Genomic DNA, 24,081 nt, shown 5'->3' with positions numbered 1-24,081 from the left:
ATGGTACAATGATGCCAGACGACACATCTCATACGGGAGGACATTCCATGGAACTGAAAGGCAGCAAGACCGAAGCCAACCTGCGCGCGGCGTTTGCCGGCGAATCGCAGGCCAGGAACAAGTACACGTACTACGCGTCGGCCGCGCAGAAGGAAGGCTACAACCAGATCGCCGCCTTCTTCCTCGAGACCGCCGAGAACGAAAAGGCGCACGCCAAGATCTGGTTCAAGCTGCTCCACGACGGCGAGATCCCGTCGACGGCGGAGAACCTCCAGGACGGCGCCGCGGGCGAGCACTACGAATGGACCGACATGTACAAGGGCTTCGCCGAGACCGCCCGCGCGGAAGGCTTCACGAAGATCGCCTTCCTCTTCGAAGCGGTCGCGAAGATCGAGAAGGAGCACGAGGAGCGCTATCTCGCCCTCCTGAAGAGCGTCCAGGACGCCCGCGTGTTCGAATCCGAGGAGTCGACGATCTGGATCTGCCGCGAATGCGGACACATCCACGTCGGGAAGAAGGCCCCCGAGAAGTGCCCGGTGTGCGACCACCCGAAGGCCTACTTCGAGCGCCGCGTCAAGGGTTACTGAACCGGATACCGAAGAGAGAAGACGCGAGTCTTCTTTTTTCATGGCTTTTGGGTTATAATGACGGTATGCATTCGAAGGGGGAATCGGCTTGAACGAGGGCAAGATCATCCGGCTGACGGGGGGACTCTACACCGTCGTCGACAAGGAAGGCAACACCGTCGACCTGCGCGCCGCGGGCATCTTCCGCCACCAGGGCGAATCGCCCAGGGTCGGCGACGACGTCGTCGTCGCGGACGGCGCGATCCGCGCGATCCGGCCGCGCCGAAACGACCTCGTCCGACCGGCCGTCGCCAACGTCGACCAGGCGATCGTCGTGAACGCCGCGCGCGAACCGGACTTCTCCTTCCTCCTGCTCGACCAGTTCCTCGTCCTCGTGCGCGCCGCGGGCGTTGCGCCGCTGATCGTCGTCACGAAGATCGACCTCCTCGGAAGCGAGAAACTGTCGACGCTCCGGCGGAAGCTTTCGTTCTACGAGCCGTTCTGTCCGGTGCTGTTCGTGAACTCGCTCGAAACCGACGGCGCCGAAGCCCTCAAGCCCCATCTCCGGGGCAGGACGAGCGTCCTCGCCGGCCAGACCGGCGCCGGCAAGTCGAGCCTTTTGAACGCCGTCGACCCCACCCTGCACCGCGCCACCGACGCGATTTCGCAGGCGCTCGGGCGCGGGAAGCACACGACCCGCACGGTCGAGCTGATCCCCTTCTCCGACGGCTGGATCGCCGACACGCCGGGCTTCTCGCGGCTTGAGTTCGAGGGCGTCCGGCTCGCCACCCTGCAGGACCTCTATCCCGACTTCACCGCCGTCGCGGACCGCTGCCGGTTCAACGGCTGCACCCACGACCACGAGCCCGGCTGCGCCGTCAAGGCCGCCGTCGCGGCCGGGACGATCCTGCCCGAACGTCACGCCAACTACCTGAGGATCCGCGAGGAGATCAGGAACCTGAAGCCGAAATACTGAGGTGAGTCCGATGATCGTCGCCCCATCCTTCCTGACCGCCGACATGAACGACCTCGACAACGAGATCACCTCCGTCGCATCCGCCGCCTGGCTCCACTTCGACGTGATGGACGGAAGGTTCGTGCCCGCGGCGACGTACGGCCACGAACTGGTCCGCGCCCTGCGGCCGAAGAGCGACCGGTTCTTCGACTGCCATCTGATGACCGTCGCCCCGGAGGCGTCCTTTTCCGACTATGCGGCCGCGGGCGCCGATTCCGTCACCTTCCACCTCGAGGCGGTCGCCGACCCGGCCGCGGCGCTCTCCGCGCTCAAGGCGCTCGGCCTCAAGGCCGGCGTCTCGATCAAGCCCGCGACGCCCGTCGCCGCGCTCGAACCGTACCTCGGATCCGCCGACCTCGTCCTCGTCATGTCGGTCGAACCGGGACGCGGGGGGCAGCGGTTCCTGCCCGCGGCGGCGGACAGGATCGCCCGGCTCGCCGCGATCCGCCGCGCTCGCGGCCTCGACTTCCTGATCGAGGTCGACGGCGGGATCAACGCCGAGACGGCCGAAATCGTCCGCGCCGCCGGCGCCGACGTCGTCGTCGCCGGATCGTTCATCTTCAATCGTGCCGATCGCGAAAACGCGATCGCGGAGCTCGCCCATGGCCGTCAGGGTTAAGATCTTCGCCGGACCGAACGATTACGACGTGTCCCGCCTCTACCGCGAGGAGGAGGGGGATCTGCTCGTCGGCGTCGATTCAGGACTGGACCGCATGCTCGAAGCGAACCTGCCGATCGATCTCGCCGTCGGCGACTTCGACTCGATCGATCCGGGAAACGTCGACCGCGTCCGAACCACGGCGAAGGTCGTCGTCGAACTGCCGGCCGACAAGAACATGACCGACCTCGCCTTCGCCGTCGACTACGTGCACAACCACCATGTCTACGACGAGATCGTCGTCTACGGTGGGATCGGCGGACGGGTCGACCACCTGATCGCCAACGTCAACCTGATGAAGCGCTACGATCTTTCCTTCGAAGACGGCCGGACGCGCATGTACGTGCTCCGCAAGGGCGTCCACCGGATCGCGAACGACCGGCGGTACGTCTCCTTCTTCGCGCTCGAGGACTGTTACCGGCTGTCCATCAAGGGATTCCGCTACGAACTCGACGACCATTACCTCGCCACCCACGAGTCGCTCTGCGTCTCCAACGAAGGCGCGGGCGAAGTGGCGTTTTCGAAAGGCCGTCTGCTCGTCATCGAGACCGACGACCCGGAACCGCGCGGGCGCTAGCGATTTCATCAAAAAAACACGCACGCGTCACGCAATGCGCGGGACGCGGTGCTATAATGGACGCAATTCCCAACGAGGTGTCGCACATGAAACGAATCCTTGCCCTGTTCCTCGCCCTGATCGCGACCGTGGCCTTCGCCGGCTGCACGTTCGTCTTCCCGATCTCGACGACCACCCGCTCCACGACCGCCGTCACCACCGCGGCGACGACCGTATCCGTCACCACCACCGAGGTCACGATCGACATCGACCTGATCCGGTCGGAAGTCTACAACCGCATCTATGCGGAACTCTATGACGCCGTCTACGCCGAAGTCGCCGCCGACCTGTCCCAGGATCGTTTCGACGAGATCTACGCCCAGATCATGGACGACGTCGTCGCCATGATCGTCGACGGCACGATCACCGTCACGCCGCTTTCGATCGTCGAACTGGTGCGGTCGGTCGCCATGGGCGAAGCCCAGGCCGTCGTCGGCGTCGCCAACTACGACGCCCAGGGCAACGGCGTTTCGGTCGGTTCCGGCGTTGTCTACAAGCACACCGGAGACCAGTACTACGTGGTCACGAACAACCACGTCGTCGAAGGCGCCGCTTCCCTCAGGATCCTTACGCCCGACGGCGAGTATCACGACGGCGTGCTGCGCGGTGTCGACGCGACCGTCGACGTCGCCGTGATCTACTTCACGTCCGCGACCGATTACGCCACCGCCGCGTTCGGCGATTCCGACCTCGTCACGAAGGGCACGATCGTCCTCGCCGTCGGGAACCCCTCCGGCTTCGACTACTACGGGTCGATGACGATGGGGATCGTGTCCGGACTCGACCGCTATTTCGACATCGACAACGACGAGGTCAAGGACATGTTCGTGAACTACATCCAGCACGACGCCTCGATCAACGCCGGCAACTCGGGCGGCGCGCTCTTCAACCTCGACGGCGAGGTGATCGGGATCAACGTGATCAAGATCGCCGCCACCGAGATCGAGGGGATGGGCTTCGCGATCCCGTCGAACCTCGTGTCCGCGATCTGCGACGACATCGAGGAATTCGGCGTCTCGAAGGTCAAGCCCGTGCTCGGGATCACCTTCGTCGACATCGCCCAGAACCCCGACTACTTCACCTTCTACGGAATCACGCTTCCGGAGGGCATCGAGGCCGGCTTCTACGTCCTCGCCGTCGGCGACGGCGCGACCCTCGACGGTTATGTCGAGCCGGGCGACATCGTCACCCGGATCGGCGCGATCGACATCGTCGACACCGACGATTTCGTCCAGCAGTTCAAGCAGTACCACGTCGGCGACGTCATCTCCGTCACCGTCTACCGGAACGGCGGCTATCTCACGTTCGACGCGATCGAACTGATGCCGCGACCCTGAGGAGGATCCTTCCATGAAAAAGATCATCGTGATCCTGGCGCTTGCCGTCCTTTCCGTCCTCGGCGGCTTCGCGGTCCGTTCGATTTCGGGAGAGACCACGACCGCCGCGACGACGTTCACGGCCGTCACGACGACGTCGTCGGGAGCCTCACGCACCTACGTCTACTCGGACCTCGACGACCTGATCGACCAGATCTACCAGGACGTCTACGACGAGATCTACCAGGAGGTCTACGACAGCGTCGCCGCCGGCATCGGCGAGGAACTCTACGAGGAGATCTACGCGAAGGTCGTCGCGGATCTCGAAACCATGCTCGAATCGGGTTCGATCGCGGTCGTCGCGAACGAACTGCAGGACCGCATCGACGAGGTCGTGCTCGTCGCCGATGCCTCCGTGCTCGGCGTCTCGACCTATGCCGGCGTCAACGGGCTCGCCCTCGGCAGCGGCGTCGTCTACCGCTACGACGCGGTCGCCGACGCATACTATCTGATCACGAACGAACACGTCGTCGAAGGCGGGGACAACTACCGGATCGTCTTTTCCGACGGCTCGTACGTCACCGGCGAACTGCTCGGGGCGAACGCCGACGTCGACATCGCCGTCCTCCGCTTCTCCGGAGCCGACCTTCCCTACGCGATCGTGCCCGCCGCGCTGGGCGATTCGGACACCGTCGCGACCGGCATGATCGTCCTCGCCAGCGGACATCCGAAAGGATACGACTTCTACGGTTCGATGACGATGGGCGTCGTCGCCGGCACCGGCCGCGACGTGGCCGGGGACGGCGCCGTCCTCTACATCCAGCACGACGCCTCGATCAATTCCGGCAATTCCGGCGGACCGCTCTTCAATCTCGCCGGCGAGGTTGTCGGAATCAACGTCTCGAAGTACGCCACGACGGACATCGAAGGCATGGGTTTCTCGATTCCGATCAACGACGTCAAGACCGTCGTCGCGATCTTCGACACGGGTTTCTGAAAATGCAAAGAGCGCCGATCGGCGCTCTTTTTGCATGGATTTCGGGTCGAATGGAAGAAAGAAAAAACGCCTCCGAAGAGGCGCGATTTCTCGCGAATGTGTCAGGCTCTCGTGATCTTTCCGCTCTTGAGGGCACGGGCGGAAACGTAGACGCGCTTCACGTTGCCGTTCTCGTCGACGATGCGGACCTTCTGCAGGTTGGCCTTCCATTGTTTGCGGGTGGCGATCATCGAGTGGGAACGCTGGTTCCCCGACATGTTGCTCTTTCCGGTGATGACGCAGACTCTCGGCATGGGTTTCACTCCGTTTCTACTTGATTCAGCAATCTATATTTTATCATAATATGATGGGAATGCAAGCAAAATCTGCTTTTTTCGAAGTCGTCCCCGGGGGAGGCTTTGAAACACAAAGTAATTGCTTTTTCGAAATCGATGTGATATGATGTTTTTGCCTTTTCGGCGTTTTTTCGGCTCGCGACTCGCGACGCCGTTCACGGATACACGATCCTAGACTCGCATGGAGGGTTCCAATGGACACATTCCTGATCGACGGGCGTCTGCTCAAGAAAATGGTGACGAACGGTGCGATCCAGCTTCGCAACAACATCGACCGGATCAACGAACTGAACGTCTTCCCGGTTCCGGACGGTGACACCGGCTCCAACATGTCGGCGACCATGACCGCCGGCGCCAAGGCCGTTGCCGCTTCCGACGAAGCGGCCATCGGCGTCGTCGCGAAGGCGATCGCCAGAGGGATGCTGATGGGGGCGCGGGGCAACTCCGGCGTCATCCTTTCGCAGCTCTTCAGCGGTCTCGCCAACGGTCTCAAGGGACTTGCGGAAGCCGACACCTGTACCTTTTCCCACGCGCTGCGCAACGGCGTGGAGCAAGCCTATGCGGCCGTCATCAACCCGGTCGAAGGCACGATGCTCACGGTCGCCCGCGAAGGCGCCGACCGGGCGCTCTCGCTCTGCCCGACCACGAACCGCTTCGAGACCCTGTTCGATTCCTACATGGTCGAGCTCGAGGCTTCCCTCGAACGCACCCCCGACCTGCTTCCGATCCTGAAGGAGGTTGGCGTCATCGACTCCGGCGGAGCCGGCTACATCGAGATCGTCCGCGGGATGCTCGACGCGCTCAAGGGCAAGACCCTCGCCGACGCCGTCGACGCGGCCCAGAAGGCACCCGGCCACGTCGCGGGCGAGGCTCCCCGGCCGCAGTCGGTCCTCAACCACGAGGCCTTCAAAGACGACGGAAACTACGGCTACTGCACCGAGTTCATCATGCAGATCGCCAAGGTCGACGAGTTCTCCCAGAAGGATTTCGTCGAGATGATCAGTCCCCTCGGGAACTCCCTCGTCTGCGTCCAGGACGACAACATCCTCAAGGTCCATATCCACACCGAGACCCCCGGTGACGTCCTGAACCTCGGCCAGCGCTTCGGCTTCTTCATCAACCTCAAGATCGAGAACATGACCGTCCAGCACACCGAAGTCGTGATGCACGAGCCGACGCACGCCGAAGGAACCTCCGGCGAACCGTGCGACTGCGGCCACGACCATACCCCCCGCGTCACCCCCCGCGTCCACAAGAAGTACGCGATCGTCGCCGTCGTCAACGGCGACGGCCTCAAGGAGACGTTCATCGAGATGGGCTGCGACTTCATCATCGAAGGCGGCCAGACGATGAATCCCTCGATCGAGGACTTCGTCCAGGCTTGCGACGCGATCGACGCCGACTCCGTCATCATCATCCCCAACAACAAGAACGTGCTCCTCTCCGCCGAGACGGCGGCGAAGATCATCGAGAACAAGAAGGTCTACGTCCTGCCGGCGAAGACGATCGCCCAAGGCTACGCCTCGCTCACGATGTTCGACGCCACCCAGGACGCCGAGAAGAACCTGACCGACATGAAGAACCACATCATGCACGTGAAGACCGGCGAGGTCACCTACGCGATCCGCGACTCCGTGAACAACGGCGTCCAGATCCGGAAGAACGACTTCATCGGAATCCACGACGGCGAGATCGTCTCCTGCGCGCAGGACCGCCTCGCGGTCGCGACCGCAATGATGGAGCGGATGCTCGACCCGAAGAGCGAGATCGTCACCGTGATGTACGGCGCCGACGTCCAGGACGCCGAAGTCGACGTGCTCGTCAAGGCCATCGAAGACCTCTCCTCCGCCGAAGTCGAGACGATCGCCGGCGGCCAGGAGATCTATTCCTACATCGTTTCGGTCGAATGACCCCTCGCCTACAAGACGCCTTTCGGGGCGTCTTTTTTTCATCTCCGTCCGCCCCCTGCGGGCGGCGTATGATACAATGGAGGGTGTTCCGACGGAAAGGAGGAATCCGATGGCAATCATCACCGACGTCAAGGGAATCGGCGCCGCGACCGCGGCGAAACTCGATCGACTCGGGATCCGCACGCCGCGCGACCTCGTCCTCACCTTTCCGATCCGGTACGAGCGTCACTTCCCGACCCCGGCCCGATCCGTCGCCGAGGGCGTCGAGGCGGACGTCCGCGCCGTCGTCGCGAAACAGGCGACGGTCGCCTACATCAGAAGGAAGCTGACCCGCCTTTCGGTCGACGTCGAGGCCGACGGCTTCGCCTTCCGGATCGCCGTCTTCAACCGCGAATTCCTCCGATCCGCCCTCATCCCCGGCGCCGAGCTGGTCGCGACCGGCCGGTTCGAACCGGGACGGCGGGTCTTCGTCGCCAGCGCGATCGTTCTCGCCGGCGGCTACCGCGAGGGCATCCTTCCGGTCTACGGACTGGACGGCGTCTCCGATGCGATGATGGCGAAGTACGTCTTGACGGCGCGGCCGCTCGCGCCCGAGGCGGCCTTCGAGACGATTCCGGCCAGACTGCTCGAACAACGCGGGATCGCACCGCTCGGTACCGTCCTCGACTACATCCACCGGCCGACGGACGAATCCGAGATCGACCGCGCCTCGCGACGCATCAAGTACGGCGAACTGCTGGCCTTCGGTCTCGCGGTCCGCGTCCAGAAACGGAAGAACGACGCGGTGGCGACGGTTCCCAAAGCCTACGCCATCAACCGCGTCCGCGCCTTCATCGCCACGCTTCCCTTCGAACTCACCGCCGACCAGAAGCAGGCGACCAACGAGATCTTCGCCGACCTGAAGAAGCCGCGGCGGATGCTCCGCCTGCTCCAGGGCGACGTCGGGTCCGGCAAGACGATCTGCGCCGCGATCGCGGCCTACGCGATCCACACCGCCGGTGAGCAGACCGTCTTCATGGCGCCTACCGAGATCCTCGCGCGCCAGCACCACGCCACCCTCGAACGGCTTCTGTCTCCCTTCTCCGTCCGCGTCGCCTTCCTTTCCGGGGCGGTCCGAGGCGGCGAGCGCGAACGCGTCCTGGCGGGTCTCGCGGACGGTTCCGTCGACGTCGTTTGCGGCACCCACGCACTCATCCAGGAACCGGTCGTCTTCCATCGCCTCGGCTTCGTCGTGATCGACGAGCAGCATCGCTTCGGCGTCGCCCAGCGCCGGATCCTGCGCGAGAAGGGATACGTCCCGGACGTGCTCGTGATGTCGGCGACGCCGATTCCGCGCACGCTCGCGATCGCCCTCTTCGGCGACATGGACGTCTCGACGATCCGGACGATGCCGGCGGGACGGATCCCGATCGTCACCGACATCGTCGACTTCGCCGATTTTCCGCGGCTGATGGACGACGTGGCGCGCGAGATCGCCGCGGGCAGGCAGGCGTACGTGATCGCGCCGCTCGTGACCGCCGATGATTCCACCGACGCCTATGGCGTGCCCGACGCGGTCGCGCTCGTGAAGAAGCATCTGCCGGCGGGCGTGTCCGTCGGCTCGCTCCACGGCCGGATGAAATCGGTCGAGAAGGATGCGGCCGTCGCCGCCTTCCGCGAGGGGAAGACCGACGTCCTCGTCGCGACTACCGTCGTCGAGGTCGGCGTCGACGTCCCGAACGCGACGGTGATGGCGATCCTGAACGCCGACCGCTTTGGCCTCTCGCAGCTCCATCAGCTCCGCGGCCGCGTCGGCCGCGGCGGAAAACAGTCGTACTGCCATCTCGTGACTGACGTCGAGAACCTTGGTGGCGAACGCCTCGCGATCCTGGCTGAGACCCACGACGGCTTCGCGATCAGCGAGGAAGATCTGAGGCGCCGCGGTCCCGGGGACGTCTTCGGCGAGGAACAGACGGGCCTGCCCGCCTTCAAGGCGGCGAACGTGGTCGAGGACCGCGACCTGCTCGAACAGGCCTTCGCCGACGCCGAGACGCTGTTCGCCGATCCCGACCGACTGGCGCGCGAACTCGTACGCAGGGCCGAGGCGGCGATCGACGCGTACCATTTGGACTGAATGTATGATATACTACTGAAGAGGTGTTAACCATGATCAGACTCGCGGTCGACGCGATGGGCGGCGACTACGCCCCGAAAGAACAGATCGAAGGCGCGATGCTGGCGATCCGGAAGATCCCCGACATCGAAATCAAACTCTATGGCGACCCCGTCGAGGTCGCGAAATACCTGACGAATGCGGAACGCATCACCGTCGTCCCGAGCGGCTACGTGATCCCGATGGGAGAGCACAATCCGATCAAGGCGATCAAGGAGCATCCCGAAGGATCGATGGCGATGGCGCTCGCGAGTCTCCGTAAGGGCGAGAACGACGCGACCGTCTCTTCCGGTGCGACCCAGGCCCTGATCGCCGGGGCGCACATCCTGGTGCGGCGCATGCCGGGCTTCAAGCGGACCGCGATCGCACCGATCATCCCCTCGCTCGACGGCCGGGGCACGATCCTGCTCGACGCCGGAGGAAATCTCGAGATCCGTCCGGAGCACATGCTGCAGCAGGCCTATTTCGCCGTCGTCTACGCCAAGGAAGTCATGAATCGGCCCGACCCGACGGTCGGTCTCATCAACATCGGCACCGAGGAGGGCAAGGGACGCGAACTCGACCAGCAGGTCCACGAACTGTTCAAGACCTGCGGCCTCTTCCGGTTCTACGGCAACGTCGAACCCAAGGAAGTGCTCGATCCACCGTGCGACATCCTGATTTCCGACGGCTTCACCGCGAACATCGTGATGAAGACGATGGAGGGAACCGCGAAGGGCATGGGCAAGCTCCTGAAGCGCGAACTGAAGGCGAGCCTTTTCGGCAAGATCGGCGCGCTCTTCGCGAAGCGTGCGCTCGGCAACTTCAAGCAGGCGATGTCCGCCGAGGAGATCGGCGGCGCGATGATCTTCGGTCTGTACGCGCCGGTGATCAAGGCGCAGGGCGCCTCGAAGTCCTACGGCTTCTACAACGGCATCCGCCAGGCCGCGGACACGGTCCGCGCCCAGGTGTATCCGAAGGTCGCGGCGTACGTGAAGGAAGCGGGGGTCCAGCTTGGAAGCGAAGAGTAGCCTGGAACTGCAGGCTTATTTCAAACTGTCGTTCAAGGACGAGAGCCTCCTGGAGCGCGCGCTCACGCACTCGTCCTACGCCAACGAGCACGGCAAGCCGTCCAACCAGCGCCTCGAGTTCCTCGGCGACGCCGTGATCGACCTCGCCGTCGGCCGCTTCCTCTTCGACAAACTGCCCGACGACGAAGGGGTCCTGACCAAGAAACGCGCGCAGGAAGTCTGCGAATCGAGCCTGGCCGACTTCGCCCGGAGCTTCCGCCTGGGCGACTATCTCCTCCTCGGCAAGGGCGAGGAGAAGAACGCCGGGCGGGACCGCCAGGCGGTCCTCGCCGACGCGTTCGAGGCCTTCCTGGGCGCGATCTTCCTCGACAAGGGCCTCAAGGAAGTCTACAAGGTGCTCGACAAGGTCGTCTTCCCGGCGATCGAGAAGAACCTCTTCTCCGCCGACACCGACTACAAGAGCACCCTCCAGGAACTCGTGCAGTCGGAGAAGCGGACGCTCGAGTACGTCATCGAATCGGAGACGGGACCGGCGCATGCGCGCGAATTCGTCGCGGTCGTCCGGTTCATCGACGAGAACATCGTCCTCGGCCGCGGCCGCGGGACCAAGAAGCAGCTGGCCGAGCAGAACGCCGCGAAGGCGGCGCTCGACCTGCTCGCCTCCGCCGAACCGGCGGACGGCGAATGATGCCCGGAAAGGAGACGATCCCCATGGAATACGCGTTGATCCGACGCCTGATCGAGGAAGGCATCGTCGACTTCGGGAAGTTCGTGCTCGCCAACTACAAGACGGTCGGACTGAACGAGACCGGCGCCTTCATCGCCATCGACCTCTACCAGCGGAGCAGGAAGGGCGTCCGCCTGCCCAACCCCGAAAAGCTCTCGAAGGATCTCGGCATTCCCGCCGATCAGGTCGCCTCGGTCCTCGAGACGATGATGGGCACGGGCCTGCTCAAGATCGAGATGGCGACGTCCCCGAGCGGGAAGGAGACCGAGACCTTCCATCTCGACAACCTCGTCGTCCGCATCCTCGCCGACTACGAACGCCGCTTCGCCGCGGTCGAGACGCCGCCCAAGGCGTACGCGACCACCGAGGAGGAGATCGTCGACATGCTCGAGACGGGCTTTCAGAAACAGCTCACCCCGATCGAGATCGAGATCATCCGCAAGTGGGTCGGCGAAGACCGGTTCGAACCGCTCGAGATCCGGCGCGCGGTGCTCGACTCCGTCAAGGCCAACAAACATACCCTGAGCTACGTCGACACCCTGCTCGTCAAGCGCCGCCAGCGCGCCAAGGGCGAGAATCCGGTGAAATACGACGCCGGTCAGCCCGAGGCGCTCAAGAACTTCTTCGACACGTGGCCGAAGAAATGACCGACCGTGCGGAATTCGTCTTCGCGACCCTGGGGACGCTGTTCCCGGAGGCGGCCTGCGAGCTCGACTACCGCCGGCAGATCGACCTGCTCGTGGCGGTGATGCTTTCGGCGCAGACGACCGACGCCGCGGTGAACCGGGTCACCCCCGCGCTGTTCGCGCGGTATCCGGACGCCGCCGCGTACGCCGCCGCCCCCGCGGGCGAGATCGAGGATCTGATCCGCCATCTCGGCCTGTTTCGCGCGAAGGCGAAGAACATCCGCGCCGCGGCCGCGCGGATCGCCGCCGCCGGCGGCGACATCCCGAACGACCAGGCCTTCCTCGAAAGCCTCCCCGGCGTCGGCCGGAAGACCGCCAACGTCTTTCTCGCGGAATGGTACCGCGAACCGCGGATCGCCGTCGACACGCACGTTTCGCGCGTTTCCTACCGGCTCGGCTTTGCCGCCAGGGACGAGGATCCGGCGAAGATCGAACGGAAGCTGACGGAGGCGTTCGCGCCTTCGACGTGGATCGCCTTGCACCATCGCATGATCCATTTCGGACGGTACCGCTGCTACGCCCGCAAACCGCTTTGCGACGGATGTCCGTTCCTGTCCGTCTGCACCGAACCGCAACCGACGCCCCGATCCGACGAATGAAGAACGAGACTGGAAATCCGGTCTCTTTTTCTTTTTTTTAACGCGATCGCGTATTTCTTCCGACAGGTTCTGCGAAGTTGGCGGTTCCGGTGATTTTTTCAATCGAAAAACAGATTGCATTAATGAATGTTTACGATATAATGGTACGCGGACGAAATCCGGATGAGACCGGATCGGGATCAAGGCCACGCCGAGGATGTTGCGAAAGCGGAGCCGATCTCAAGCGAAAGGAGACCGTGTGCATCGATGATCACCCGAATCAGGAAGGACATGTCGCGCCGGCGCGACGACCGTGTGCGTTTCTTCTTCACCGCCGTGGGGATGCAGATCCGCAAACGGCGCAAGGAACTGAACATGACGCAGGAAACCCTCTCCAAGGGCATCTGCTCGAACACCTACGTCTCCAAGATGGAGACCAACTCGATCGCGGTCAACGACGACAGCCTGCATCTGATCATGGAGCGGATGGACCTCGAGTATACGCTCGGAATGAACGTCGAGGAGCAGCTCGTCCTCTTCGACCGCGCCCTCGACGCCTATCTGGAGGGCGACTACGAGGAGGTCGAACGTGTCGGATACGAGGTCCGCAACGTCGAGTTCGCGATCCTCACCGACATCGCCCGGATGATCCGGGACGTCGAGCGCGGCGACGCGAAGGCGGTTCGACGGACGATCGACAACCTTTCGCGCTTCCTCGAGTCGATGGACGGCTACGCGTTCGGCGTCTTCATGTTCTACGCGGCCGCCGGGATGATCGCGCTCGACCGTCCCGGCGACGCCGTCGAGATTCTCGAGGAGTTGTCCAAGACGGAGTATGCGTTCGTCCGGTTCTGGCCGATGATCGAATACCTGAAGGCCGTCGGCTACGGCCGGACGGGTCGGCTTCTGAAGGCGGCGGACGCGCTCCACCTCGCCGAACACGCCTTCGTCAAAGCGCGCAACTTCCGGCGGTTGGCGGAACTCGCCGTGATCCGCTACGAGTTCGGCGCCCTGGCGGGACATGACGAACCGCCGATCGCTGATGCCACCCTGGCGCTGCTCTCCGAACCGTTCCGCGACCGGTACCACATCGCGCGCGCCGCGATCGCCTCCGATCCGACGGAAGCCGTCGGGATGGTCGCTCCCGGATCCCGCTTCCGTCCGCGGGCGCTCTTCCTGCTCGGCATGCATCGTCTCGGAATCGGCGACGCCGGCGGGTTCGAAGCCGTCCGGACCGAGTTGTCGCAGATCGAAAAAGACGCCGGCACGCTCGATTACGCCATGTGGCTCGAACGTGCCGGCGCCGGGGACGACGTCGCATACAAGGATTTTCTGATCGCCGAGGTTTTGCCCTGCGCGGAGACGACGAACGACCTGCCGCTTCTCCGCCGCGCGACCGATGCGATCGCGGGAATCCTGATCGGGCGCAAGCGGTACAAGGACGCGATTCAGTACAAGATGAAGGAGACGCGGTTCCGGAACCGTTCCGAAGGCATCGCCGAGGAACGGTTCGCCGCCGATCCGGTCGACCTCGACTCAGAGGTCGAATGAACGGATGACGGTCTGCGCGAGCGCGAGGTAGACGATCCCGTTCGGATCGGTCTCGGCGAACACGGAATGGTGCCCGCCGGTCGGCCGGGCGATCGGAATGCGGGCGACAAGCGGGATCGCGAGCTTTTCCGCGACGTTTTTCCCGCCGTCCTCGCCGAACAGGTAGTGACGCTTCCCGTCCGCTTCGAAGTACGCCATGTTCTCGACCACGCCGATCAGGTCCTGACCGAGCTGGCGGGCGGCATAGCCGGCCTTGATCGCCACCTGCGAGGCGCTCTCGTGGGGCGTCGTCACGATCAGCATGCGCGCGTCGGGGGCGAAGTTCTTCACGTCCATCGCGACATCTCCGGTTCCCGGCGGCAGGTCGATCAGGAGATAGTCGAGTTCCGGATTCCAGAGGGTGTCCTCGAAGAAGACCTTGAGGACCTTCGTGAGCATCGGGCCACGCCACATCAGCGCCTTGCCCGGTTCGAGCAGGAAGGCGGCCGAGACGACCTCGATCCCGTCCTTCCGGATCGGATAGATCTTCCCGTCCTCGGTTCCCTCGAGTTCGGTGCCTTCGATTCCGAAGATGATCGGCAGGTTCGCGCCGTAGACGTCGGCGTCGATCACGCCGACGCGGCGTCCCAGGGACGTGAGCGCGTAGGCCAGGTTCGCCGTCACCGACGACTTCCCGACGCCGCCCTTGCCGGAGGCGATCCCGACGATGCGGCGGGACTTGAGCGGCGTTTCCGCCCGCTTCTCCTCGTATTCGATCACGAGGCTCTTGAATCCGTGTTCGAGTTTGACGATCTTGGCCGCGGCGCGGGTGATCTTGAGCGTAAATTCGGGCGCCTTGACGCCGACCTCGATCAGCAGCTTGACGGACGAAGCGTCCTCATCGACGCCGAAGTGGCGGATCGCGCCGGTCTCGGCGAGGGTCTTTTCGCGGCTGGGGTCGACGATCGCGCCGAGCGCCGCCTTCATGGCTTCATGGGATATGGACATGGGATTCCCTTCTTTCTGTGTTTCCGTCCCCATTATAACCGAAACCGGCTCCGGATGCGTCGAAAACGTCTCGACGCGCCGGGGCTTTCTTTACATCGCCTTCGGAAACGGTTATAATGGCGGTGGAATCGTAGGGAGGAATGCATGATGGGTGTCCCGATCCTGAAGGCGCTGGCGCCGTTGCCACGCATCGTGAAGCACAAGAACGCCGTGTTCGTCGGTCCGCATCCGGACGACATCGAGATCGGTGCGGGCGGCACCGCCGCGACCCTCGTCCGCCTGGGCGCGCGGGTCACCTTCGTCGTCTGCACGGACGGCGGGGGCGGTGCCTTCGACGACGCCGTCGATCCGGCGACGCTCGTCACACGGCGACGGGAGGAAGCGCTTCGCGGCGCATCCGTCCTCGGCGTCGACGACGTCCGCTTCCTCGGCTTCCCGGACTGCGGGAAATACGATTCGTGGGAACTCGCGGAGAAACTCGCGGAGGTGTTCGCGGACGTGTCGCCCGACATCGTCTTCGCTCCCGATCCCCGGCTCCCGTCGGAGATTCACCCCGACCATCTGAAGTGCGGCGAAGCGGTCCAGACGGCCGTCGTATTCTCGGGATTCCCGCTCATCATGGAACGGAACGGGATCCCCTTCGACCGCGCGAAGAAGGTCGAGCCGCGCAAGACCCTCGCCTTCTACTACACCCATCGGACGAACCGGATCGTCGGGATGGACGCCGCGGCGCATCATCTGAAGCTTATGGCGATGGCAGCCCACGAAAGCCAGTTTCCGGCCGACGCCGGCGACGAGCGGCGTCTCATGAAGGCGTACCTCGACCTCCGCGGACGGCGTTTCGGATGGCGCGTCCTGAAGCCCTTCGGAGAGGGATTCTGCGTCCTCGGACCGCTCCATCAGCACGCCTTTCCGGAAGTCCAGGACTACTGAGCCGAGGGCGCTCCGCGAAGGAACATTTCCTTGACACGGAGCGCCTTTCCATATATAATTGATGTGCTGCGTCGAGGTGGAGCCAATGAAATGGACGATTCCCGAGCTGAAAAAGCTCCGTACCACCGGCAACAAGTTCGCCTACGTCGCGTCGTTCGACGCGTACCCCAGGGAGGATGACGACATCCTCGGCGTCGGCCCCGCGGAGATCTTCGGATCGTTTACGGTGCTGCGCGACCCCGAGAAGTTCGTCTTCGACGTCAGGGTGCGGGTCACGCTCATGATGGCGTGCGCGATCACGCTCGCGGACGTCGAGGTTCCGCTCGATTTCACGACCGAGCTGTGCTTCGCGGAAGCGCCTGAAGACGACGACACGCACCGGATCGAAGGCATCACCGTCGACCTCGACCCCTACATCTGGGGCGAGATCCTGGTCGAAAAGCCGATGCGCGTGCTCGCTGCGAACGCCTACGACGGATACGTCGAGGAACGCGCATCCTTCGCCAAAGACGACACACCGGAACAGGCGAATCCCTTCGCCAAGCTGAAACACCACGATTGAACCCGAGGAGGTGACAACATATGGCAATTCCTTTCAGAAGAACAAGCAAGCTCGCGAAACGGAAGAGAAGAACGCATTTCAAGCTGAACGCCCCGACGATGGTCGTCTGCCCGAACTGCGGCGAACTGACCCTCTCCCACCAGGTCTGCAAGAAGTGCGGCTACTACAAGGGCAAGCTGGTCGTCGAACCGAAACCCGAGAAGACCGACAAGAAGGACGAGAAATAACCCGTAAAAGAAGCGCTGACGAAGTCGGCGTTTTTCTTTTCCGGGAGTCCGTGCTATAATGGACGTATCGCCGGAAGGGGGGAATCGACATGGACGGATACATCCACAAGAGCGTGCTCCTGGAAGAAGCCGTCGCCGCCCTCCGGGTCCGGCCGGACGGCGTCTACGTCGACGCCACCCTCGGCGGCGGCGGGCACTCGCTTGCGATCCTGAAGCAGCTGCAGGGCGGCATCCTCTACGCCTTCGACCAGGACGCCTATGCCATCGAAAAGGCGCGGGAGCGCCTCGCCGGTTTCACGAACGTCGTCTTCGTGAACGCCAATTTCGCGTCCCTGAAGGCCGAACTGTCCGCGCGCGGCGTCGAGCGGATCGACGGGATCCTCTACGACCTCGGCGTCTCGAGCTTCCAGTTCGACATCCCCGAACGCGGATTCTCCTACCAGCACGACAGTCCGCTCGACATGCGGATGGATCGGGATTCGTCCTTTTCCGCCTACGATCTCGTCAACGGCTGGTCCCCCGAACGGATCGCGGACGTCCTCTTCCGCTACGGCGAGGAGCCGTTCGCCCGCCCGATCGCGAAGGCGATCGCCAAGGCGCGCGCGGTGAAGCCGATCGGGACCACGTTCGAACTCGTCGACGTGATCAAGGGCGCCCTGCCCGCGAAGATCCTCGCGAAGAAGGGGCATCCCGCGAAGCAGACCTTTCAGGCGATCCGGATCGCCGTGAACGACGAACTCGACTCATTCACCGCCTCGCTTTCGCAGGCGGCGGAACTGCTGTCTCCGGGCGGACGGATCGTGGCGATCACCTTCCATTCGCTCGAGGATCGGATCGCGAAGCAGTATTTCCGCTCGCTCTCGACGATCGAGATTCCCAGGGGACTGCCGATCCTGACGACGGAGAAGCCGCCGTTTGCGCTCGTGAACGACCATGTCGTCCTGCCTTCGGAGGCCGAACTCGAGGCCAATCCGCGCGTCAAGAGCGCCAAGCTCCGGGCCGTCGAGAAAACCTGATCGGCGCGGTTTCTTTCCTTGACACCCCACGGACGTTGTGATAGAATATTTCTGCACCGCGCCGCAGGTGTAGTTCAACGGCAGAACTTCAGCCTTCCAAGCTGACCACGAGGGTTCGATTCCCTTCACCTGCTCCATCCGAACACCCCACCCTGTGCCTGGCCATGGGGTTTTGTTTTCCGGGTCGCTTGCGCTTGCAAAACCCGGAAATAATGATATAATAACTATGGTTTTGGAAGAGTATCGAAGTGGTTGTAACGAGCTGCACTCGAAATGCAGTTGTCCGCAAGGGCACGTGGGTTCGAATCCCACCTCTTCCGCCAGCTGCAGTCCGGGAGCCCCCTCCCTTCGCATAGATCGTCACATCGAGATGTAGCGCAGTTTGGTAGCGCGCTTGGTTCGGGACCAAGAGGTCGTGGGTTCGAATCCCGTCATCTCGACCAGTCATTCATCGGGCGTCGTCGCATGAAACGACGCCTTTTATTTTTTTCGGGCGAGGAACCTAAAAATGCAAGTCGAGATGCACTATTTACGGTGATGACCGAGCGGAAATCCATGAATGATGGTATGATAAGCGTATGATAATCGATGAGGTGCGCGATGAACCACGACGACCATCACGAGAATCCCGTCCTTCGTCCGAAAGTCCTGGTGACGGGAGCCAACGGATTCCTCGGCTGCCACATCGTCCGACTCCTGCTGGATAGGGGATACGCCGTCCGGGCATTCGTCCTGAAGGGCACGTCCTCGGACACGCTCCCGGAATCGGATTGCGAAATCTTCGAAGGCGATCTGCTGAACGAACGCGACGTCGATCGGGCGCTTTCCGGCTGCGACTCCGTGATCCACACCGCCGCGATCACCGACGTGTGGCCGACGGTCAATCCGCTGTCCTGGACCGTCAATTTCGAACTCGTCAGGCGACTCGCGGGACGGATCAGGGCCATGAACGTCAGAAGATACGTCCATGTCGGGACCGCGAATTCGTTCGGTTTCGGGACGAAGGACGCTCCCGGGGACGAAAACACGCCCTTCAACAGCGGCGGGTACGGCCTCGACTACATCAATTCCAAGAAGGCCGCGCAGGATTACCTGTTGGCCGAGGCGAAGGCGGGACTGCCCGTCGTCATCGTCAACCCGACCTTCATGATCGGCGACAACGATGCCAAGCCCGGTCCGGGGGAGATGATCATCTCCGTGATGAAGGGGAAGGTTCCTGCCTATGCGTCCGGCGGACGCTCCTTCGCCCCCGTGAAGGACGTCGCCGCCGCGACGGTGAACGCTCTTGAAATGGGACGGGTCGGCGAATGCTACATCGCCGGCGGAACCAACCTCAATTACCGGGAATTCTTCACGATGATCGGCGAGATCGCCCGCTGCGAACCGCCGAAGCACCGCATCTCGAAACCGCTCGCCATGCTTTTCGCGACGTTGGTCGAATGGGCTGCCGGGGCAAGACGCAAAAAGCCCCTCCTGACCAGGGCGATGGCGAGGATCTCCGGCGACGGCCATTACTATTCGTCCCGCAGGGCGATCGCCGAACTCGGTTACGTCAAGACGGACGTGGCGACGGCGCTGAGGGAAGCGATCCTTTGGTACCAGGAGCACGGCTATGTCGAATAGGAGGCGTCCCATGGGAAGGTTTCTGGACAAGGTCGTGATCGTCACCGGCGGCGGCAAGGGGATCGGACGGGAAATCGCCCGGGCGTTCGCCCTCGAAGGCGCGCACGTCGTGATCACCGGGCGCACGGAAACCGATCTGGCGACCGTCCGCGATCGGATCCGCGAAGAACGGGGAGCGTGCGACTATCTCGTCGGCGACGTGACCGTCCCCGCCGACTGCGAACGGATCGTCGGCGAAGTGTACCTGAGCCATCGGCACATCGACGCGCTCGTCAACAACGCCGGCGCGAGCATGCGGGGTCTGTTCGCCGAGACCGATCTGTCGCTGTTCCGCAAGATCGTCGACGTCAATTTCCTCGGTGCCGTCAACATGACGAAGTACGCCCTGCCTTCGCTACTCGAGAGCAAGGGGAGCGTGGTCTTCGTTTCCAGCCTGTCGGCCCTGCGGGGGATTCCGGGCATCGCGCCCTACGGAGCGGCCAAGATGGCCCTGACCGGCTTCGGCGAATCCTTGCAGGCGGAACTCCACGACGCCGGCGTCCATGTCGGGATCGTCTACGTGGGCTTCACCGAAAACGACGCGAACAAGCGGATCTACGACGCCCGCGGGAATCTCGTCCCGTTGCAGCGGGAGAAGAACGACGATACCCAGGAGGGCGTCGCCAGAAGCGTCCTGAAGGCGGTCGCGAAAAGAAAACGCGTCATGGTCCTGACCGCCGCCGGCAAGTTCGTCGATGTCTTCTATCGGCTGTTTCCGCGACTCTCGGGGTACCTGATGAGGACCTTTGCGGTGAAGGGATTCGTGAAACGATGACGTCGACCTTCGGAACGGCCACCGTGTGGTCGGGATGGCTCGAGGACGCGACGCTTGCCCTGATCGCGTACGTCCTGCTCTACCTGCTTTATTATTTCGCGAGCGATTTCCGTATCATGAAGAAGTGGCGCTCCCGCTTCGGGGAACGCGACGGGGAACTGGAACGGTCGGTCTATCTTCGCCGGACGATGGGGTTCGTCCTCCTCGGGCTGGTGCCGGCGCTTCTGGTGGCCGTCGCCTTCGACCGTCCCCTGGTCGACTACGGTCTTTCCGTTCCGGAAGGCCCGTACGCCTGGCTCTGGTTTCTGGCTCCGAGCGTGCTTTTGATCGCGGGAAGTTTCGCGCGGCCGGCGGGAAAGATCGACGTTTCCTATTATCCGGAAGTGCGGAAACCCGATTGGACGCGCTCACGCCACGTGAAAAACGGCTTCTTCTGGGTTCTCTATCTGGTCGGTTACGAGTTCGGCCTCCGCGGTATGGTCTTCTTCAGTTCGTTGGAAGCGTTCGGTCTCTGGCCGGCCGTCGTCCTCAACAGCGTGATCTACAGTCTGATCCACATCTTCAAGGGTCCCGGGGAAGCGTTCGGAGCGTTCTTCCTCGGCGTGCTCTTCTGTCTTGTCGCCTATTTCACCGGCTCCTTGTGGATTCCCCTGTTCATCCACGCGGCGATGGCGATCATCAACGACGTCAAGGCGGTCGCCGCGGGTAAGGTGCGCGCGCACCGCCCGTGAAGGGCGTCCGTCCGTCGAACCGATGGCGCGGATGAGCCTATATCTCGATCAAAATACGACGACGATGCGGGTGAAACCATGGAATACCATTCATTGAAGGATACGGGCCGGTTTCTTCTGGTCGGTTCGGACGCGCTCGACGAAGCGGGTTTCCGCCGGTTGTCGATCGCGGAGCGGGACCGGCTGAAACGGGAGAACGGCGACGCCGCCTGGCATGCGCGGTCGAGCGCCGGGATCCAGGCGAAGTTCTCGACCGATGCGCGGTCGATCCGCGTCCGCGTCACGCTCGAGGCGCCGGCGTCGATGGAGTCCATGAGCGCCATGGGCCAAGGCGGCGTCGACTTGTACCGTTTCGACGAGGAAGACCGGACATTCCGTCTGCTCGACGTCGCCGGGGTTCCCTGGACCGCGACGGCGTACGAAGCCGACCTCGGCCGCTTTGCGGACGGCCGGATGCGGCGCTATGTGCTGAACCTGCCGCTGTACGCCGCGGCCGTCGACGTCGACCTCGGCGTCGACGACGGCGCGCGCATCGTCCCCGACGCGTTCTCCCGTCACGGCAGGATCGCCGTATACGGCACGAGCATCGTTCAGGGCGGTTGCGTCAGCCGGCCGGGGATGGCGTTCACGAACATCCTCTCGCGGCGGTTCGACCGCGAGTTTCTGAACTTCGGATTCTCCGGCGCGGCGTATTGCGAACGGACGACGGCCGCGATCCTCGGGTCGCGACGGGGGCTTTCGCTTTTGGCGATCGACGCCGAGGCCAACGCCGGAACCTCGAACCTGCTCGCGGAGCGGCTCCCGGACTTCATCGCGGAGTTTCGCCTTGCGTATCCGACGCTGCCGATCCTGCTCGTCTCCCGTCCTGCGTTCGCGATGGACCAGTACGACGCCGATCGGATCCGGCATCGCTCCTTCTACGACGGCTGGTTCCGGACGTGGTGCCAAGCGGAACAAGGAAACGGCCGCCGCGTCGCCTATCTCGACGGGTCGGTCTTCTACGAGGGAAACGACGCGGAAGCCACGGTCGACGGGATCCATCCCTCCGACCTCGGCCATGCGCGGATCGCCGACGCCTACGAACGGGCGATCCGGCATCTCCTCGGTGCGGAATGAATCGATGGCGCGACCTCTGCGGTCGCGCTTTTGTTTAAGAAACGAACAATCTTGTCCACTTCCTGCGGAAACGGGAACATCATTGAATTGTTCGCCGAGACTATTGCAGTGATGCGCGAAGCGTGATATGATGCTCGTGAATGGAATCGGAGACGACGGAAAGCGGTGGATGGAATGAAGAGGATCAGAATCGCGTATCTCGGGGGCGGCTCGCGGCTATGGGCGCGGGGATTGATGAGCGACCTGGCGGTCGAGCCCGAGCTTTCCGGGGAGGTGTCGCTCTACGACATCGACCGGGTGGCCGCGCAGAACAACGCCGTCGTCGGAAACCGGATGATGGCGCTTCCGGAAGCGGTCGGGAAGTGGACCTTCACCGTCGCCGACACCCTGGAGGAATGCCTCGAGGGGGCCGATTTCGTGTTCGTCTCGATCCTGCCGGCGACCTTCGAGGAGATGGAGGCCTACGTCCACGTTCCCGAACGCTGGGGCGTCTACCAGCCGGTCGGAGACACCGCCGGTCCTTCAGGAATCTTCCGGTCGCTCGTCATGATGCCGATCTACAAGGGCTTCGCCGAGGCGATCCGGGCGATCTGTCCCACCGCCTGGGTGGTCAACTTCTCGAATCCGATGACGATGTGCGTCCAGACGCTCTATCACGTCTTCCCCGCGATCAAGGCCTTCGGGAACTGCCACGAGGTGTCCTTCGTCCAGCGGATCCTGGCACGCGCCCTGAAGGAGATCCGCGGGATCGACGCCGAACGGCATGCGATCGCGATCAACCCGAAGGGCATCAACCACTTCACCTGGATCGACTACGCGACCTATCGCGACATCGACCTGATGCCGGTCTACGCGGAGTACGTCGAGCGCCACCGGCACGAGGGCGTGCGCGAGGAGAACTGGAAGGAGAACGGACCCTTCGGCAGCGCCGAGCGCGTCAAGTTCGACCTCTTCCGGCGCTTCGGGATCATCGCCGCCGCCGGCGACCGCCATCTCGTCGAGTTTCTCCCCCAGTCCTGGTACCTGAAGGATCCGGCGACGGTCGAAGAGTGGGGCTACTTCCTCACGCCGGTCTCGCTCCGCAAACTCATCAAGCAGTGGGGCGACGATTCCGCGCGGCGGATCATCGCGGGGACCGAAACGGTCAGGATCGCCGGATCGGGCGAGGAGGGCGTCGCCCAGCTGAAGGCGATCCTCGGTCTCGGCGAACTCGTCACGAACGTGAACATGCCGAACACGGGACAGATTCCCTCGCTGCCGATCGGCCACGTCGTCGAGACCAACGCCCTCTTCCGGAAGGACGACATCCGGCCGGTTTATGCCGGTCCGCTCGCCGGCGTTCCGGGCGAGATCACGCTCCGCCACGTCGAAGGCCATCGGCTGCTTCTGAAGGCGTTCGACGAGAAGAACCTCGAATACGCCCTCGCGGCGCTGGGAAACGACGTCGCCGTCGACCATCTCCCGCAGGCCGACCTGCGGGCGATGTTCCTTGCGGTCGCGGAACGCCTCGGACCCTATCTCGACTACTACGAGGCGACGCCCGCGGATTTGCGGCCGTCGCGGAAGGAGAACGTCCGATGAAAAGATACATGCTGCTCTCGCTGTTGATTCTTGTCGCCATGTCGCTTTCGGCCTGCTCGAAGGTCGAAGCGATCGAGGACGTCGACATCGCCGAGTACACCGTCCTGCACGCCGAGGACGATTTCGTGATCTTCGTGGTCCGGGACATTCCCACGGATCAGATCATGCCGTGCCTGGTCATGGAACACCCCGACTACGATTTCTGCTGCCTCGGACTCACCGCGAAATACTCCTACATCGTGCGCTACGACGACAAGTACATCTCGCTTTGGGACGGCTTCGACCTCGAACTCTACACGACGCCCGAACTGATGGAGTACGGCGTCCTGGTCTCGTGCCACAACAATGGCGATTGACCCGTCGTCGCCATCGAT

General features: G+C 63.3%; 25 protein-coding genes and 3 tRNA genes. 26 read left to right on the top strand and 2 right to left on the bottom strand.

Annotated features, from left to right (window positions below; translation table 11 throughout):
• The first annotated feature begins 47 nt into the window (after positions 1-47).
• The 6 genes from WC509_01125 to WC509_01100 all read left to right on the top strand — a co-directional run bounded on the left by WC509_01125 (position 48) and on the right by WC509_01100 (position 5,168).
• Positions 48-587, top strand: a complete 540-nt coding sequence (locus WC509_01125; GenBank protein ID MFA5006058.1) for a rubrerythrin family protein — start codon at positions 48-50, stop codon at positions 585-587.
• Between the two features lie 88 nt (positions 588-675).
• Positions 676-1,542 carry a ribosome small subunit-dependent GTPase A gene (gene rsgA / locus WC509_01120; protein MFA5006057.1) on the top strand — a complete coding sequence of 289 codons (867 nt, stop codon included), beginning with the start codon at positions 676-678 and terminating at the stop codon, positions 1,540-1,542.
• Between the two features lie 10 nt (positions 1,543-1,552).
• A complete protein-coding gene (gene rpe / locus WC509_01115; protein ID MFA5006056.1) occupies positions 1,553-2,200 on the top strand; it encodes a ribulose-phosphate 3-epimerase in 648 nt (215 codons plus the stop codon).
• The gene (locus tag WC509_01110; GenBank protein MFA5006055.1) at positions 2,184-2,816 is read left to right on the top strand and encodes a thiamine diphosphokinase; all 633 of its coding nucleotides are present in this window, start codon (positions 2,184-2,186) and stop codon (positions 2,814-2,816) included. Before rpe ends, WC509_01110 begins: the two co-directional genes overlap by 17 nt.
• A gap of 86 nt (positions 2,817-2,902) precedes the next feature.
• Positions 2,903-4,192: a trypsin-like peptidase domain-containing protein gene (locus WC509_01105; protein MFA5006054.1), complete on the top strand. Its 1,290-nt coding sequence runs from the start codon at positions 2,903-2,905 to the stop codon at positions 4,190-4,192.
• 13 nt (positions 4,193-4,205) lie between these two features.
• Positions 4,206-5,168 carry a trypsin-like peptidase domain-containing protein gene (locus WC509_01100; protein MFA5006053.1) on the top strand — a complete coding sequence of 321 codons (963 nt, stop codon included), beginning with the start codon at positions 4,206-4,208 and terminating at the stop codon, positions 5,166-5,168.
• A gap of 101 nt (positions 5,169-5,269) precedes the next feature.
• On the opposite strand, the gene rpmB is transcribed toward WC509_01100, so the two are convergent.
• Positions 5,270-5,461 carry a 50S ribosomal protein L28 gene (rpmB, locus tag WC509_01095; GenBank protein ID MFA5006052.1) on the bottom strand — a complete coding sequence of 64 codons (192 nt, stop codon included), beginning with the start codon at positions 5,459-5,461 and terminating at the stop codon, positions 5,270-5,272.
• Between the two features lie 236 nt (positions 5,462-5,697).
• Here rpmB and WC509_01090 point away from each other — a divergent pair, with 236 nt between their 5' ends.
• The 7 genes from WC509_01090 to WC509_01060 all read left to right on the top strand — a co-directional run bounded on the left by WC509_01090 (position 5,698) and on the right by WC509_01060 (position 14,117).
• Entirely contained in the window at positions 5,698-7,413 is a 1,716-nt protein-coding gene (locus WC509_01090) for a DAK2 domain-containing protein (GenBank protein ID MFA5006051.1), read from the top strand.
• A gap of 109 nt (positions 7,414-7,522) precedes the next feature.
• Entirely contained in the window at positions 7,523-9,526 is a 2,004-nt protein-coding gene (gene recG / locus WC509_01085) for an ATP-dependent DNA helicase RecG (protein MFA5006050.1), read from the top strand.
• 32 nt (positions 9,527-9,558) lie between these two features.
• A complete protein-coding gene (gene plsX, locus WC509_01080) occupies positions 9,559-10,575 on the top strand; it encodes a phosphate acyltransferase PlsX (protein MFA5006049.1) in 1,017 nt (338 codons plus the stop codon).
• Complete coding sequence (rnc, locus tag WC509_01075; GenBank protein ID MFA5006048.1) at positions 10,559-11,263, top strand: ribonuclease III; 705 nt, start codon at positions 10,559-10,561, stop codon at positions 11,261-11,263. Before plsX ends, rnc begins: the two co-directional genes overlap by 17 nt.
• A gap of 23 nt (positions 11,264-11,286) precedes the next feature.
• Entirely contained in the window at positions 11,287-11,949 is a 663-nt protein-coding gene (locus WC509_01070) for a DnaD domain protein (protein MFA5006047.1), read from the top strand.
• Positions 11,946-12,587, top strand: coding sequence for an endonuclease III (gene nth / locus WC509_01065; protein ID MFA5006046.1), 642 nt, complete (start codon positions 11,946-11,948; stop codon positions 12,585-12,587). The genes WC509_01070 and nth overlap by 4 nt, the downstream gene beginning before the upstream one ends.
• A gap of 246 nt (positions 12,588-12,833) precedes the next feature.
• Positions 12,834-14,117, top strand: coding sequence for a helix-turn-helix transcriptional regulator (locus WC509_01060; protein MFA5006045.1), 1,284 nt, complete (start codon positions 12,834-12,836; stop codon positions 14,115-14,117).
• On the opposite strand, the gene WC509_01055 is transcribed toward WC509_01060, so the two are convergent.
• Positions 14,103-15,104 carry a P-loop NTPase gene (locus tag WC509_01055; protein MFA5006044.1) on the bottom strand — a complete coding sequence of 334 codons (1,002 nt, stop codon included), beginning with the start codon at positions 15,102-15,104 and terminating at the stop codon, positions 14,103-14,105. The two genes, WC509_01060 and WC509_01055, sit on opposite strands and share 15 nt — an antisense overlap.
• Positions 15,105-15,251: 147 nt before the next feature.
• Here WC509_01055 and WC509_01050 point away from each other — a divergent pair, with 147 nt between their 5' ends.
• From WC509_01050 to WC509_00990, 13 genes are all read left to right on the top strand, one after another.
• A complete protein-coding gene (locus WC509_01050; protein MFA5006043.1) occupies positions 15,252-16,037 on the top strand; it encodes a PIG-L deacetylase family protein in 786 nt (261 codons plus the stop codon).
• 85 nt (positions 16,038-16,122) lie between these two features.
• A complete protein-coding gene (locus tag WC509_01045) occupies positions 16,123-16,599 on the top strand; it encodes a YceD family protein (protein MFA5006042.1) in 477 nt (158 codons plus the stop codon).
• A 20-nt stretch (positions 16,600-16,619) separates the two neighbouring features.
• On the top strand, positions 16,620-16,826 hold the full coding sequence (gene rpmF / locus WC509_01040) for a 50S ribosomal protein L32 (protein ID MFA5006041.1): 207 nt from the start codon (positions 16,620-16,622) through the stop codon (positions 16,824-16,826).
• A gap of 89 nt (positions 16,827-16,915) precedes the next feature.
• Positions 16,916-17,842, top strand: a complete 927-nt coding sequence (rsmH, locus tag WC509_01035; protein MFA5006040.1) for a 16S rRNA (cytosine(1402)-N(4))-methyltransferase RsmH — start codon at positions 16,916-16,918, stop codon at positions 17,840-17,842.
• 63 nt (positions 17,843-17,905) lie between these two features.
• Positions 17,906-17,979 (top strand) — tRNA-Gly (locus WC509_01030).
• A gap of 97 nt (positions 17,980-18,076) precedes the next feature.
• A tRNA-Ser gene (locus tag WC509_01025) sits at positions 18,077-18,165 on the top strand.
• Positions 18,166-18,208: 43 nt separating this feature from the next.
• Positions 18,209-18,285, top strand: a tRNA-Pro gene (locus WC509_01020).
• 157 nt (positions 18,286-18,442) lie between these two features.
• Complete coding sequence (locus tag WC509_01015) at positions 18,443-19,465, top strand: NAD-dependent epimerase/dehydratase family protein (GenBank protein ID MFA5006039.1); 1,023 nt, start codon at positions 18,443-18,445, stop codon at positions 19,463-19,465.
• Between the two features lie 10 nt (positions 19,466-19,475).
• Complete coding sequence (locus tag WC509_01010; GenBank protein ID MFA5006038.1) at positions 19,476-20,279, top strand: SDR family oxidoreductase; 804 nt, start codon at positions 19,476-19,478, stop codon at positions 20,277-20,279.
• Entirely contained in the window at positions 20,276-21,010 is a 735-nt protein-coding gene (locus WC509_01005; GenBank protein ID MFA5006037.1) for a type II CAAX endopeptidase family protein, read from the top strand. The genes WC509_01010 and WC509_01005 overlap by 4 nt, the downstream gene beginning before the upstream one ends.
• 78 nt (positions 21,011-21,088) lie before the next feature.
• On the top strand, positions 21,089-22,126 hold the full coding sequence (locus WC509_01000) for an SGNH/GDSL hydrolase family protein (protein ID MFA5006036.1): 1,038 nt from the start codon (positions 21,089-21,091) through the stop codon (positions 22,124-22,126).
• A 174-nt stretch (positions 22,127-22,300) separates the two neighbouring features.
• A complete protein-coding gene (locus WC509_00995) occupies positions 22,301-23,707 on the top strand; it encodes an alpha-glucosidase/alpha-galactosidase (GenBank protein MFA5006035.1) in 1,407 nt (468 codons plus the stop codon).
• Positions 23,704-24,063, top strand: a complete 360-nt coding sequence (locus WC509_00990) for a hypothetical protein (GenBank protein ID MFA5006034.1) — start codon at positions 23,704-23,706, stop codon at positions 24,061-24,063. Before WC509_00995 ends, WC509_00990 begins: the two co-directional genes overlap by 4 nt.
• The last annotated feature ends 18 nt before the right edge of the window (positions 24,064-24,081 follow it).

This window comes from Candidatus Izemoplasmatales bacterium (genome assembly GCA_041649275.1).
Lineage (GTDB): Bacteria > Bacillota_I > Bacilli_A > Izemoplasmatales > Hujiaoplasmataceae > UBA12489.
Note: the sequence above shows the minus strand (reverse complement) of the source record. Positions and strands in the feature narration are given on the sequence as shown.